This is a genomic window from Spiroplasma endosymbiont of Polydrusus formosus, assembly GCF_964263245.1.
Lineage (GTDB): Bacteria > Bacillota_I > Bacilli_A > Mycoplasmatales > Mycoplasmataceae > Spiroplasma.
Genome location: NZ_OZ181656.1, coordinates 1,359,593 through 1,373,706 on the forward strand (window position 1 = coordinate 1,359,593; position 14,114 = coordinate 1,373,706).

The 14,114-nt window shown below is 24.9% G+C and carries 17 protein-coding genes and 1 pseudogene; 8 read left to right on the forward strand and 10 right to left on the reverse strand.

The genetic code is table 4. From position 1 onward, the window contains the following. Nucleotides 1–7: 7 nt before the first annotated feature. From ACE38S_RS07315 to ACE38S_RS07325, 3 genes are all read right to left on the reverse strand, one after another. Nucleotides 8–139, reverse strand: coding sequence for a hypothetical protein (locus tag ACE38S_RS07315; RefSeq protein WP_338954408.1), 132 nt, complete (start codon nucleotides 137–139; stop codon nucleotides 8–10). Continuing rightward, a complete protein-coding gene (locus ACE38S_RS07320) occupies nucleotides 139–423 on the reverse strand; it encodes a hypothetical protein (protein WP_374697043.1) in 285 nt (94 codons plus the stop codon). The genes ACE38S_RS07315 and ACE38S_RS07320 overlap by 1 nt, the downstream gene beginning before the upstream one ends. 159 nt (nucleotides 424–582) lie before the next feature. Then, nucleotides 583–714 carry a hypothetical protein gene (locus ACE38S_RS07325; protein ID WP_374697044.1) on the reverse strand — a complete coding sequence of 44 codons (132 nt, stop codon included), beginning with the start codon at nucleotides 712–714 and terminating at the stop codon, nucleotides 583–585. Nucleotides 715–1,904: 1,190 nt separating this feature from the next. Between ACE38S_RS07325 and ACE38S_RS07330 the strand changes: the two are divergent. The 8 genes and pseudogenes from ACE38S_RS07330 to ACE38S_RS07365 all read left to right on the forward strand — a co-directional run. Further along, nucleotides 1,905–2,123: pseudogene (locus ACE38S_RS07330) on the forward strand (thymidylate synthase); the annotation flags it as partial. Nucleotides 2,124–2,336: 213 nt separating this feature from the next. After that, a complete protein-coding gene (locus ACE38S_RS07335; protein ID WP_374697174.1) occupies nucleotides 2,337–2,540 on the forward strand; it encodes a thymidylate synthase in 204 nt (67 codons plus the stop codon). A 62-nt stretch (nucleotides 2,541–2,602) separates the two neighbouring features. Beyond that, a complete protein-coding gene (locus ACE38S_RS07340) occupies nucleotides 2,603–2,755 on the forward strand; it encodes a hypothetical protein (RefSeq protein ID WP_374697175.1) in 153 nt (50 codons plus the stop codon). 24 nt (nucleotides 2,756–2,779) lie between these two features. Continuing rightward, nucleotides 2,780–2,887 carry a dihydrofolate reductase gene (locus ACE38S_RS07345; RefSeq protein WP_374697045.1) on the forward strand — a complete coding sequence of 36 codons (108 nt, stop codon included), beginning with the start codon at nucleotides 2,780–2,782 and terminating at the stop codon, nucleotides 2,885–2,887. Between the two features lie 11 nt (nucleotides 2,888–2,898). Beyond that, a complete protein-coding gene (locus ACE38S_RS07350) occupies nucleotides 2,899–3,225 on the forward strand; it encodes a dihydrofolate reductase (protein WP_374697176.1) in 327 nt (108 codons plus the stop codon). 7 nt (nucleotides 3,226–3,232) lie between these two features. Further along, nucleotides 3,233–4,024 carry a lysophospholipid acyltransferase family protein gene (locus ACE38S_RS07355; protein WP_374697046.1) on the forward strand — a complete coding sequence of 264 codons (792 nt, stop codon included), beginning with the start codon at nucleotides 3,233–3,235 and terminating at the stop codon, nucleotides 4,022–4,024. A 144-nt stretch (nucleotides 4,025–4,168) separates the two neighbouring features. Further along, nucleotides 4,169–4,276 carry a hypothetical protein gene (locus tag ACE38S_RS07360; protein ID WP_374697177.1) on the forward strand — a complete coding sequence of 36 codons (108 nt, stop codon included), beginning with the start codon at nucleotides 4,169–4,171 and terminating at the stop codon, nucleotides 4,274–4,276. Between the two features lie 66 nt (nucleotides 4,277–4,342). Continuing rightward, entirely contained in the window at nucleotides 4,343–4,498 is a 156-nt protein-coding gene (locus ACE38S_RS07365) for a hypothetical protein (protein WP_374697047.1), read from the forward strand. A gap of 216 nt (nucleotides 4,499–4,714) precedes the next feature. Here the strand turns inward: ACE38S_RS07365 and ACE38S_RS07370 are convergent, their stop codons facing one another. The 7 genes from ACE38S_RS07370 to ACE38S_RS07400 all read right to left on the reverse strand — a co-directional run bounded on the left by ACE38S_RS07370 (nucleotide 4,715) and on the right by ACE38S_RS07400 (nucleotide 13,485). Further along, nucleotides 4,715–4,903, reverse strand: coding sequence for a hypothetical protein (locus ACE38S_RS07370; RefSeq protein ID WP_374697048.1), 189 nt, complete (start codon nucleotides 4,901–4,903; stop codon nucleotides 4,715–4,717). A gap of 515 nt (nucleotides 4,904–5,418) precedes the next feature. After that, on the reverse strand, nucleotides 5,419–5,628 hold the full coding sequence (locus ACE38S_RS07375; protein WP_374697049.1) for a hypothetical protein: 210 nt from the start codon (nucleotides 5,626–5,628) through the stop codon (nucleotides 5,419–5,421). 189 nt (nucleotides 5,629–5,817) lie between these two features. Continuing rightward, on the reverse strand, nucleotides 5,818–6,012 hold the full coding sequence (locus ACE38S_RS07380; RefSeq protein ID WP_374697050.1) for a hypothetical protein: 195 nt from the start codon (nucleotides 6,010–6,012) through the stop codon (nucleotides 5,818–5,820). A gap of 1,286 nt (nucleotides 6,013–7,298) precedes the next feature. Next, entirely contained in the window at nucleotides 7,299–8,894 is a 1,596-nt protein-coding gene (locus ACE38S_RS07385) for an MATE family efflux transporter (RefSeq protein ID WP_374697051.1), read from the reverse strand. A 128-nt stretch (nucleotides 8,895–9,022) separates the two neighbouring features. Next, entirely contained in the window at nucleotides 9,023–10,003 is a 981-nt protein-coding gene (locus ACE38S_RS07390) for an ABC transporter ATP-binding protein (protein ID WP_374697052.1), read from the reverse strand. Nucleotides 10,004–10,005: 2 nt separating this feature from the next. Next, on the reverse strand, nucleotides 10,006–11,967 hold the full coding sequence (locus tag ACE38S_RS07395; RefSeq protein WP_374697053.1) for an ABC transporter permease: 1,962 nt from the start codon (nucleotides 11,965–11,967) through the stop codon (nucleotides 10,006–10,008). A 135-nt stretch (nucleotides 11,968–12,102) separates the two neighbouring features. Continuing rightward, nucleotides 12,103–13,485: a DEAD/DEAH box helicase gene (locus ACE38S_RS07400; protein ID WP_374697178.1), complete on the reverse strand. Its 1,383-nt coding sequence runs from the start codon at nucleotides 13,483–13,485 to the stop codon at nucleotides 12,103–12,105. Nucleotides 13,486–14,114: the final 629 nt, after the last annotated feature.

Here is a 14,114-nt window from a genome sequence, read left to right on the forward strand (position 1 = left end):
ATTCCTCCTAATTCTTTTTATTGTTTAATGCTCAATATTCATCAGTAATATCATCCGTTGAAACTGGATATAATCTTAAAATTAATTCATTTAATTTTGTTGTTATTTTTTTATTTAACTTTTTTATAATTACCTCCATTAATTTATTTGTTTTATTTTTTTCTCAATTTGTAATATTTTTCAACCATCTGATGCTAAATCTAAAATATCGTTAATTTTGTAATGTTGCATATAAGAAGCAATAACATCTCATTTATCTTCAAATAAATTTAAATACATTTTTGCCCATTCTAAACATTGCAAATCATAATGATTTTTATGATGAGAAATACGACAATTAATAGGTTGACAATTAACTCAATCAAATGATGTTGTTATTTCATTTCAAGTTTTATTAATATACAAACTTTTATATTCTGTCATTATATTTCCTCCTATTTTTAATTCGTTGGCACTCACTCCCGAGTGAAAGTGCCAAAACGATAATTAGTTATATAAATATTTATCTATTTATTTACTACGCCATCCGCTTCACTGAAGGTGAGCGGTGGCGGTATATTATTAAATAATAGACAGTTGTTTTTATAAGGTAAAGCCAGAGAATTCTCTCTTCATCCGCGCCATTTCAGGTCAAAACGTTCAGTTTTTAAAATAAATTCACTTGCACTTTAAAGAGCCTGGTGCTGGCTTTGTGTTTTTTAAAACCGCTGCCACTTCTAAGAAGTAATATCTATCGCAAATTTATTTATAAAGTGGCCATCTCTATTTTTATTGTCGTTCGATGTTGACCTTGCACTTATCACGACTACCGCTTAGTTCTAATAAACTAGCATCGATTTACATATTTCCTCATACACTATTTCAGTACTTGCCTCGGCTGGCTGTGGGAATGAGTTTAAACTCATGTTCTTATGGAAGCACTTAGTTATTTAAAATAACCGTCCCACACTGCATTAAGTTGTTTTATAAAATCAAAGTTTAAAAGAACCAGTTTCTCAATCAAAGATAATTTTTGAATTTTCTAGTTTTTGATAAAATCGCTTTTGTTTTTTATCTTTTGTACGATTTAATAAATCTTTATGTTTTTCACAAGTTCATAAAATTTTATTTGATAAAAATTCTTCGGTAATGAATGATATTGATTTATAGCAATTATCAACACCACATACTGTTTTGTTGCTTATTAATTTTCATTACCCATCCCTTCCTTTAATATTAAGTTTTTTCATTTATTAGCCAAATTAATTAACTAAAACAGAGAAAGGACAACACCTTAAAATTGGAGAAAAAAAGGTACACTTTGTAAAGATTTATAAGATATTTAATAAATGTGTAAACAACTTTAAGTTAATGAAAAAGTTGTAATAAAAAGTTTCTATTTTAAGAATTTAAGATGCTGTCCTTTCTCTGAATTAATTAATAATTATGGGTTTACAAATAAAAAAACAACCCTTTTTATTTAACAAGAGTTGTTTTTTTGCCGCTTCATCGTACATGATACAAGAACTAAAATCAAAAAATAATATAAATACAAAAAATGGTATTTTATAATGAATAAAACCACAAAAAAACCATTTAATTAATAACATTTTATTGATTAATTGAATTACTTAAAATATAGAAATAATCAAACTAATTTTAATTTTCATATTTACTACGTTAGGGGATTAAACGTACCAATAACAAATAAACTTAATGAAAATTTTATTTTTTAAATTATTTTTTTAACAATTTATTCATTATTGTTAATCTATTTTAATTATTAATATAATAACATAAAAAAATAATCTTGTTAAGTTTTTTTAGATTATTTTATTTTTAAATAAGGTAATATTTAAGTATGTTATAATAGAAAATATGATGAAAAAGGTTGAACAATATTTTAAAATGGCTAATTTTATTTTATAGAATGTGCAAAAAAAGATAATCGGACAAACACAAAAATAACAATTTCTGCTTTTGATTATCAAATGCGCTTTAATTTAAAAGAAGGTTTTCCAATTTTAACAACAAAAAAAGTTCATTTTAAATCAGTTGTTTATGAATTAATGTAATTTATTAAAGGCGATAATAATATTAAATATTTGATTGATCATAATATTCGAATTTGAAATGAATGATCATATGAAAAATATAAAGCATAAACAAAATATAATAATGAAAACATTAGCTGAATTTGTATAAAAAATTGAGACTTATGTAAATTTTGCTGAGGAGTTTGGTAATTTAGGACCAGTATATAGAAAACAATAACGAAAATTTGATAGTGATTATGGGCTAGTTATCAAAATTACTAAATAATTTAAAAAAATAATCATTATTCTCGTCGTTATATTATTAGTGATTGAAATACAACGGAAGTTGATGAAATGGATTTGCCACCACACAAACGACATACTTTGATGCAATTTTATGTTTCAAAAGATAATAAATTTAGTTGTCAATTATATCAAAGTAGTGCTGTTGTTTTTTTTAGGTGTTACTTTAAATATTACCAGTTATGCTTTATTAACTCATTTAATTACCAAGTTGTTGATTAAAAGGTTGGCGATTTTTCTATACTTTTGGGGATTGTCATATTTATAAAAATCATTTTAATCAAATTAAAAAACAATTAACACGAGCACCACGCAAATTACCAACTTTAAAATTAAATCCAGCAATTACTTCCTTATTTTATTTTAAAGTTGGAAGATATATCTCACTGATAGATTGTGGACCAGCCCCGTTGATTAAAGGAACTGTTGCGGTATAATGATTAAGTTATTATGAACAATTGATGAAAAATTTAATTGGGCAAAATAACCGACTACCATGACATATCGCTGAAGAATTGCAACATTTTAAAGCAACAACTCGTGGACAAACAATTTTATTTGGCATTTAACTTATGAAGGAATTGATCATCTGCTTCCAAACCGCAAAACATTAGTTTTAACAACCAAACCAGATTATCAAATTAACCACCCTGATGTTAAAGTGGTAACTGATTTATCAGCAATTATTAATTTTTATAAAAATCCAACAGAGGATATTTATATTTGTGGGGGTCAACAGATTTATCAAGCAACATTACCAATTGCTGATGAATTAATTATTAGTTATATTAAAGTAAATTACAAATTAGATACTCATTTTCCAGAATTTGATTTAATACAATTTACGTTAATTAAAACAGCCGAATATCAACAATGTTTAATAAAATATTATAAGAGAAAGGAATAAAATTAAAATGGTAAATATTTGAAAAATTATTCTAACATGACCAAGATTTTTGCGAACAATTACTAAAGCAATAGGTATTAGTAAAAAGATTAAACATGATCCAAATATTGTTTCAGAAGAATATCGTTATCATTGAGTGCAAAAACGAACACGTTATATGTTATGAGTATATGATGTTAAAATAATTGCCCATGATCGGGATAATTGAATTGATAAAAGTTGTTTAATGATTGCAAATCATCAGTCAAATGTTGATCCAGTATTATTGTATGCTTTAAATAATTTTAATAAAACAGCACCATGTGCTTTTATTGCTAAAAAAGAATTAGAAAATAATCGAACATATAAAAATTTTTTAACATTAATTGATGTTTTATTTTTAGACCGTGAAAATCCTCGACAAGCACTAGAAATTATTAAAAAAGCTAATGACTTAATTCGTGTACCGCGAACAATGGTTGTTTTTCCTGAAGGAACACGTAGTCGTAGTCAAGAAATTGGCGAATTCCATGCGGGAAGTTTTAAAATTGCCCAAAAAGCTCATGCACCAATTATTCCTGTTTCAATTGTTAATTCTTATCTAATTTTTAATAAAGAATTTAAAAAACGCGGGAATAAGTATGTGCATGTTGTTTTTCATAAACCAATTAAACCCGATACATTTATGACAAAACCAACGGAGTTAATTGCTAATAATGTTAAACAAATTATTCAAAAAGGAATTAAGCAATATCAAAATGTGGATCATAAAAAAGCTTATATTGAATATAAAGATGCATTAAAGAAAAAAAATACTTAAAAAAAGAAGGTATCTAATAGTTAATATTTTAAAATTAATTGATAAAAAGAAAAATGGACAATAATTATTACGCGAAGAAATTAACTTTTTTATTAAATGTTATAAGACGGGATTATTTCTGATTATCAAATGTCAACTTTTTTAATGACAATTTATTTTCAGTCAATGTCAATTTACGAAATTTCATTTTTAACCGAAACAATAATTGAATCTGAGGAAAGTATATGATTTAAGTGGAATCCCAGGTTTTAAAGTTAATAAACATTTATCAGCAATTGGGGTTGTGGTAATAAAGTTAGCTTAATTTATGTGCATTTAGTGGCTGCTCTTTTTAAAATTAAAAGTAGCGAAAATGTTAGGTCGGGAGGGGGCACAGATGGATTAGGACAAACAAAGGTAACAATTGATAAACTAAAAAGTATTCCTCGTTTTAAAATTGAACTTTCTTTTGCTGAATTTCATGATTATTATTAAATGTAAATTGTAAATTACAATACCAAACTTTATTAAATTTAATTATAAATTATAACACAAAAAAACAAGTATTTAATATAATTTTATTTTTAAAATTATTGTATTTTTATCTTAAATTTATTAATTTTGGCACACTAAAAATAGTTTAATAAATTATTTGATTAATTCAATAAAAAATTATTAAATATGTGATGATAAATTTAAAAATAATTGTTGTTAATTTAATCACTGTAAACAAAGCCTTGGTTTATTGTTAATAATATCAATAATTCAATCTATTTCTTGTTGCATAATATTGTTAAAATCTGTTCCTTTAGGAAATCAATGTCTAATATCTCTATTAATTATTTCAACTAGTGGTTTTTGAATAGGTGTTCCATCATCACAAAAACAAACATAGTACAAGCAATTTTTTTATTTCTTTTCAGTTACTAAATTATTTACCTTGATCGGTAATAATTCCTTTAATATTTATGTTTTTGAAAATATTATTATTTAAAATTTTTTAATTGCTTTCGTAACTTCTGATCCAGAGTTTTCTTTTAATTTTTTACAAAAAGTTTTTTGTTTAACATATTGAACATTAATTAAATTATTTTTAATTTCTTTTTTATAATTATCAATATAATTTTCTAAATTAATAATGTTATTTCTAATTTTATTTAATTTATCTTTAAAATTTTCAATTAATACTAGTGGTTCTTAAAAAACATAATATTTATGGTCATATAAATAATTATAGGTAACTTATAAAGTTTAAGAAATTAGAACGCTTAAAGCGCGTTTCACTTACATTTTTATTTTAAATAAAACTATTTTATTGTCAATATTTATCTCTTATATTTTTCATTTTTAGTATTTTTACATACTAAAAAATACCTTTTATTTAATTTACATTTTTAAAAGTAATAAATTAAAAACTAAATAATTAAATTTTGAACTTTAAGAACTTCAACTAAATTATTTTTATTAACTACAATATTTTTTATTTCTTTATTATTTTTCATATTAGTTTCACTATTAGTTTTAATCATTGAAACAGTTAATAAATTATTAAAAGTTCTTTTATTATATATTTCGCTTCCTCTATCTTTAACATCTTTTACTTTATGTGAAATATCACCTTCCATATGACAGCCAATATTATTAGAAAGATTTTGATTACAAATACCTTTTTCATTATTTTTAATGTATTTAATTGTTTTTAATAAATAATTTCGTTTATTTTAAATAATATATGGTAAAAGATAATTTAATAAATCTAATATCTCATCATATTTGTCAGTATAAAAATATTGTTTTGCTACATTATATTTTATTTATTGCATTTTATTTCTCTTTCGATATGATCATAAATGTTCAAATTTTTTAACTAAATGATACTTATCTAAATTTATATAAATAATATTATTTTTAAATTCTTTTGTAATAGCATTAGTAATAGTTTCAATATAATTTGCGCCATCACCCAAAACTAAAATATTTGTATCTTTTTTAAAATTATAACTATGCATTAATTAAATAACTTTATTTGTAAATACCTTAATATTAGTTAAATTTTTAATTTTACGAGGAATATTATTAATTTCAAAAGTACCTTTTTTATCTTTAATTACTGATATTTTTTGATTGATTTTTCCTTATCTAATACAGGTATGTACAGTAGAAACTAATATATGTTCTTTAAATTTTTCTTTGGTTTTATCGTATAACATGGTTTAAAATGTATCATCCACTTGAACACATAAAGTATTTCTAGTATACTATCTATTTTATTGCTTTGATTAATATGAATATAGTCAATTTTACCTAAATCAATATTTTTATAAATATTTGATATTGTCATATCACTAACTTTTTAATTCAAAACTTTATATATAACACCACCATATCTTTTTCCATCCCTCATAAATGATAATATTTTTTCTCGCAATGAAATTTTTAAAAGAAATGTATATGTTTTTTGTTATACGAATATTTGAAATTTAAAAAATGCAATTACAAATTTATCATTTATTGATAATGAAAATAATCAAAATCCAATAAAAAAAGATAACTTAACAAAAATTATTTTTATTACAAGTGAAGCAATAAGGTTTGATTCTTATATTAAATGTTTTAATTATGAAAAAAATTAAAAACAAGTTGAATTTAAAAATATTTCAGAAAATATTCAAAATATTATTAATTATACAAATTATGTTAAAATTCAATGAAAAGATTATTCTAAATAATTAATAGACGGATGAATAATGTCAAGTAAATATTTAAAAGAAAAACGAAAAAAAAATATTTAAAGATATATTATGTACGATGGATGGAAGCAGCAATTATAACTTTAGCCGATATATGATCTAAAAATCAATCCCGCTAGTAACTAATAATAGCAAAAAAGCAAAGATGTCATAGAAAGTATAATAAAATTTATTTTAAACAAACCCATCTGGCACAATAAAAACAATTACATTTGATCGTGGTAAATAATTTATTATGTGAAAAAAACTTAAAATATTTGTAAAATAAAAGTTTATTTTGCTGATACTGGTTGTCTTGGTCAAAAAGGATTAAACGAAAATAATAATGGAATTTTGATACGAAGTTTACCAAAAGAAATAGATTTATTAATATTTTCTCAAGATTATTTAAATAAAATAGCATTGAAAATAAATTTAATACCAAGAAAATCATTAAATTATAAAAATTAATTGGATTTAATACAAAATATTTAATAAAGTGTCTCAAATATATTTACAATTACGATCATAATTTGGTTAATTTTTCTTCGTGATATTCAATCTACTTAATTTTTATTTTTGTGATTTATTTTTACAACTTTTTTATTCCGTAAATCATCTTGATATTCATTAAAATATGGATCTGTTTCATCAACCAATTTTATATGATATTTTTTTCAATAATAAACTAAAATTGGAATAATAATTAACGCTGAAATTAAATCATTTAAACCAATAAAGACATAATAAAAAATTGGATTACCAGTGATCCGACTAACCCCGTACCCTATTCCAATTAATGGTAAAATAACTAAAGTTGAGCGTAAACTACTAGTAAAGGTTGCTAAAAACGAACGATTAATTCCTTGAAATAAAGTTAGTGCAATATATGTTAATGAACAAAACGGGTAAGTCATAAAGTTTAAAACAATTAATCAACGATATTTAATTGCCGTTTCTTCCGATAAAGCAAATAACATCATCATATATTTTCCAAAAATAACAAAGACAACTAACATTAACGAAAATCAAATAATAATTAACAAACTAACGCGTTTTAAAATTTCTCAAATCCGGGCACTATTTTTCGCCCCATAATTATAAGCAATAATACTGCGGGCCCCTTGCGTTACACCAACTCCCGCTGATAATATCAATGTCATTCATGGCACAATTGAAGAATAAATCTCTTGTAACACTGCAACCCCATTGTGCTCGCCTTGGTTTGGCAACTGAACAATAAGGGATGTTGCAACATACGAGGTAACAACTAAAGCAGCATTATTAATGAAATTTGGTAACCCTGCTTTGACAAAATTCGCAATATTTTTCCCTTCAATATGAAATAAATCACTTCAATAAAATTTTGAATAACTATTCTTTGTTTTAAAAACAATAATAAATCCTCAAATTACTTGCACTGTTCACGAAAAAACAGTTCCTAACATTGCTCCTGACATTCCAAGATTACAAACTTGCATAAAGAAAATTGCAGTAGCAGCATTAATTAATAATGAACTTAAAACCATAATTATTACTCATTTAATTTGTCCTTCACTACGAATTAATGAAATAAAATAATAACTTAAAAACATCATTGGTGGCGCCGCTAACATTGGGAATGAATATTCCCAACATAAACTTTCGGTAATTGGATTATAATGTTTACCCATTTGTGAAGTAATAAAAACAGCATTTCATCCTGGAAAGACAATACAAAAAACAACAAATGATACTAACATTGAAAAAAGAAATGTTACAGAAAGACCATTCCCAGCAATTCGACGCATTGCTGGGATATTACGTTGCCCATAAGCAATTGAAAAGTTCATTGCACAACCCATTCCAATCATAATACTAAATGATCATTGTAAATTATATGTTTGTGAAGCATATTGGGTCGCAACATTAATAAATGATCGCATGTCCGCTAATGGTATTTCTGTAACATTAATATTTTTTAAACGATTATATGCATCAATATAAAACTGATCGTGAATTAAATCCGGTGTCGCAAATGATAAAGCTAAACTTTTATCAACAATATTATATAACCCCTGTATAACCATTATAAAAACTGTGGGAATACAAAAGTACGCTATTGTTTTTCAAGGTTTTTCAAATCGTAATTTTTTTTCACGAATCGTTAAAATTTTTGACAATTTAACCCCCTATAAAAAATAAAAAACTTTACAATGTAAAATAATTTTTAAAATTACATTAATAATCCTCATTTATAATTATAGCTCAAAAAAATATTTTACATAGATTTTTATTAAAAAATTGGAAATTAATTAGCTAAAGCACTTGCTTTTCCAAAATTTTTATTAACTGAAAAGACAACACGGTCATAAATTTCGGTAATATTTGTGACAAACGGTTTAATGGTAATTAAAATTACTTTTTCTTCAAAAGCTTTATAAGCAATTTTTTTTATTTGCTCATTGCCACTTTCTAAATGTAAAATTAACGCATTGTCTAATTTTTCAATAACCGGAATATTTAATTTTTTAACAACCTTCTCTAAACTTACTAACATCGGTTTTTCTATTACGGTAAATTGATAATAATTTTGACTATGGTTAATAACATTTCCAGAAAAAACAACCTTTCCATAATTTAAAATTGTAATCTCATCAGCAAGATCTTGTAACTCTGTTAAAATATGTGAACAAATTAAGATTGTTTTTCCTTCGTTTCTAACTTTAATTAAATCATTAAACAATTCTTGGCGTGATGTTGGATCTAAATTAGCCGCTGGCTCATCTAAAATTAATACTTTTGGATCCGCTATTAAAGCTTGAGCTAATAAAACCTTTTTCTTCATCCCGGATGAAAATGTATTGGGATTTTTTGTCCGAAATTTTCATAAATTCAAATTATCTAAAATTTTATTAGCTTTTATTTTAGCTTCTTTATAATTAACATTACGTAAATAACTCATTTCCACTAAATATTTATAAATATTTAAGTGTTTTGGAAAACGAGCATTTTCTGGAATGTAACCAATAATTCCTTTAGCTGCTGATGAACCAGCTTTTAAACCGTCAATGCTAAACTGTCCCTTAGTTGAAATAATTGCACCAACTAATGATTTAATTGTTGTTGTTTTCCCAGACCCATTTGGCCCAATAAAACCATGAATTTTCCCTTTGCCAACATTCATACTAATATTATCAACTGCAATAAATTTCTTAAATTTTTTGGTAAATCCATGAATCTCAATTGCTAAATCTGGATTCGGTGTGAAATTACTTTTCTTTACTTTCACAATTATACAAAATCCTTTCTTGTAATTCATCATAATGTTAATCCGGCTAAACCAAATGTTACTAATAAGTAACCAATATACATGCTCGTTAATCTATCTAATACCACCGGCTGATTGAAATTTCCCATTAAAAAATAATTTGTTTTAATATTATCTGGTTTATCTTTTTCGTTGTATGTAACACTATTAACTTTGACATTTAAATAATTATTAACTGGTAATAATATTGAAGAAACTATATAGCCTGCTCCCGACACACTAACACTAGCATTTCCAGTTCACATAACAACTCATTGTTGTCAAATATTTAAATATGCCATTAATTTATAATTTGTTTGTTCTTTCTGAACTTTATTTAATTCACTTTGGGTTTGTGCTTTCTTATCATAAACACCACCATATTTATCATATGTTGCTTTATTTAATCAATACAACATTTGTGAAACAAATTGCGAATATATCGTCATCACTAAATCATCGATATAAACATTTTCATTATATAAGTTCGATTTTAAAAACGTTTCAAAATTGTCATAAAAATTATTAAATTTATTTTTAGTGGTGCTTGATAATGAACCATAAATAAGTGATGTTATACTATATGGCGAAATTACGCTTGATGAAGCACAACTATTTTTAGCATATCCAATAACTGTTGGTGAAAAAATTGCTTTATCATACATTGCTTTAATAATTTTATAAATATTTTTTGATGTTTTAATTTTTAATTTATCTTGTTTCAAAACACTTAAAGAAATTTTATTATTAGTCGATGGTTTTTCTTGTGAAATAGTAATATGTTCTGGTAATTTAACATCATTATAAAAATCAGATAAAATATTAATTCCCTTACCGGCATTATTTTTAAATTCAATCCCATTACTAGCTTCCAAGGAAAGACCAAGGAATTTTTGAGTCTTATAGCCATCAAACTGTAAAATATTATCATTAATCAACTTTGATAAGACCGGATAAACAGTTGGTGTTTTCTTTGCTTCTGCGATAAAATCGTTTCAAGCAATTGAATTTGTACCAATTTTTGTAACTACCGCTTCAATATCTTTTACTAAACTAGTTGTTTCCAACTCACCAATATTTTGTGTAATGTTAGATTCGATAATAATCTTCTCATATCTTTGTGTTCAAATTGGTCAACCAATTGGATTTAATAAATCATCATATGTTTGAATAACATCATAATCTTTAAATTTGACGGAATTTTTTGCTAAATCCGCTGTTTGAATTAAATATTGTGATGATTTTTCCCCCATTTTACTTGTGTTATAAATAAAAGGAATCATTGCTCCGATTACTGTTAAAAAACCAAGGGTAAATAAAATTCCAATAACCCCTTTTGAATTTAATCCTAGCGAAATTAAAATTCCAATTGTTGTTAAAAATAATTGTAAAATAAAACTTGTTAAAATCATAAAGTTAATTTTGCTTAAAATTACTTTTCCAAACGCAGCCCCTTTTTGTCCTGTTCCTAATATTAAAAGTGGTGGTAATAATAGAATAGTTACTGAATAAACTAAACATAATAATTGTAAAGATAATCATTTTTCAATAATCATTCTTGTTCTTGATATTGGGATGGATGAAAAAATTAGTAATGTTCCATCATCAATTTCATCCCGAATTAATTGGACGACTTTAAAACCAATAAACATTGAGGTTAAACCAAAGTACAACATATATCAAATTCATGAATAAATTGTAAACAATGATCTGGCAGTATCCATATAGTCCCCACTAGCAATATATCCCATCCCGAACGTTAATGATAAAACCATAATTAATCCGACAATCAATGTTAAAACAAACATGACTCATGTCGATATAACCTTTAACATTTTAATTAAATTATAACGAAACATTTTTATTGTAAAAAAATTCATTATTTTTTTATTAACATTTGTTTTTTCTTTCTTATACAGTATTTCCGTTGTTTCATTCTGTTCCATAATTTCCTCCTTCTTGTATTAATTAAATTATATATATTTTGTAATTTTAAAAAATACAGAATAATTATACAAAAAAAAATACTGTTGTTACTTTTTAAAAAAATTAATTTTAACAAGATATTTGGTGTTTCATTCCTAATCTTTATCAAATAATTTAATCGCGCGTTCTCTTGCTTTTTCTTTTTTAATTTTTTTAATTGATGTTTTAATATGATCACGACGAATTTGTTTTTTAAATTCAACAATTTCAGCTTTCCGTTTTTTCTTATAGCCTGGTTTGACTTTTTTCTTATTATATCTTGATTTATAGCGATGGATAATTTTATTAATTTCATTATTAACTGCTGGAGGAACTTTCTTTTTAGGTTTATCCCCACCAATATCAGTTTCAACTAATTCTCCTGCTTTATTTCATTTTTTAGGTTCAAAAATAATTCCTTTGGCAATTAATTGTTGTACTAAAGTTAAATTTTTAGTATCATGCAAAACATAACTATACCCAGTATAATTTGCTCGCCCAGTACGACCACTACGATGGATATAGTATTCTAAATCATTTGGTAAATCAAGTGAAATAACATGACTAACACCAACAAAATCAATTCCCCGCGCTGCAATATCACTAGCAATAACATATTTATATTCTAAATTACGAATTCGTTTCACAACTTGTGTGCGTAAGCGTGGTTCTAAACCTGCGTGAAATTGTGTCACTGAATAATTATGTTCCAATAATAAATCATAGTATTTGTTAATTTCTTCTTTTTTATTAACAAAAATTAAACATAAATATGGGTCAAATGTTTTTAAAAGCTTTAATAAAATTGTTTCTCGTTTTTGATGTTTGGTTGTAATTAAGATATGCGTAATATTCCGGTTTGTTAATTGATTATAACTTAAATCCAAATAAAGGGGATTTTTAAAATACTTCATTAGGAAAGATTTTAATTCATCGGGAATTGTCGATGAAAAAACCGATACTTGAACACTAGGATTAACTTTACTCAAAATATAGTCCACATTTTCAATAAAACCTAAATCAAACATCATATCACATTCATCAATAATAAAAGTGGTTAATTTTCGTAAGTTTAAACTTTGTTTATCAAATAAATATTTTAAGCGCGTTGGCGTTGCAATGACAATTTGTGGCTGTGTGCGTTGTAATTGTTCACTTTGCCGTTTAATGTCTTCACCACCAATATAATAATTAACTTGTAATGTTGGTTGAAATTTTTTAAAAAAACGGATATTATCGTAAATTTGTTTCGCTAACTCGCGCGTTGGCGTTACAATAATACATTGAATATTTGCTTGGTCATAATCTAAATTATTTAAAATTGGCAAACAAAATGCAAATGTCTTACCCGTCCCTGTGTGGGCTTTACAAATAACATTTTGATGCTTTAATAATAACGGCATAACCTTATCCTGTGCACTCGTTGGGGCTGGAAAATTTAATTCGGCAAGACCTAAATTTAAAAACCGTTTAAAACCAAATTTATCAAAATTACTAATAATTTAACCCCCTACCACCAAAATTATAACATAATTACAAAATGAAATTAGCAATAATTTCATTTTGTAATTATGTTATTTTTTGATAGCTGTGGTTAATTTTGCCCCTCTTGTTTTTTAGTGTCCGATATTGTTTTTTGGTTTAACAACACTTTTTTATGAAAACAAGCAAAAAAACACACGCTATGACATTTCGGCAAGGGGTTAATCTTGTTGGTAATTAAATAAATAAATAAAAGTAAAACCCAATCGCTTTCACACTTTCTTTAAAGCTTTGCACCATAGATGAGTTATCAATTTTTCAGCATCAAAATATTATAAGTTTAAGAGTTGAATTATTGATCGGATAATACCTTTATTTGAAGGGATTTATAAAAATAAACTTTATTTTATGTAGAAAAAACAAAACTTAATCTATTTTTATGATAAAAGTTCTAAATTTAAAGATACCATCCGATCAATAATGCAACTAAATTTATGTTTTTTAATATAAAAATAAAAAAATAATCTTATAATAATTGTTTTTTGCTGGTTAATCGAACAGGACGCCTTATTTTAAAATAAATGAATTTTTATTAAAAAGAAAAATTTTAATATGAAAGCTAAATTATACTTGTAGGTGCAAGTAA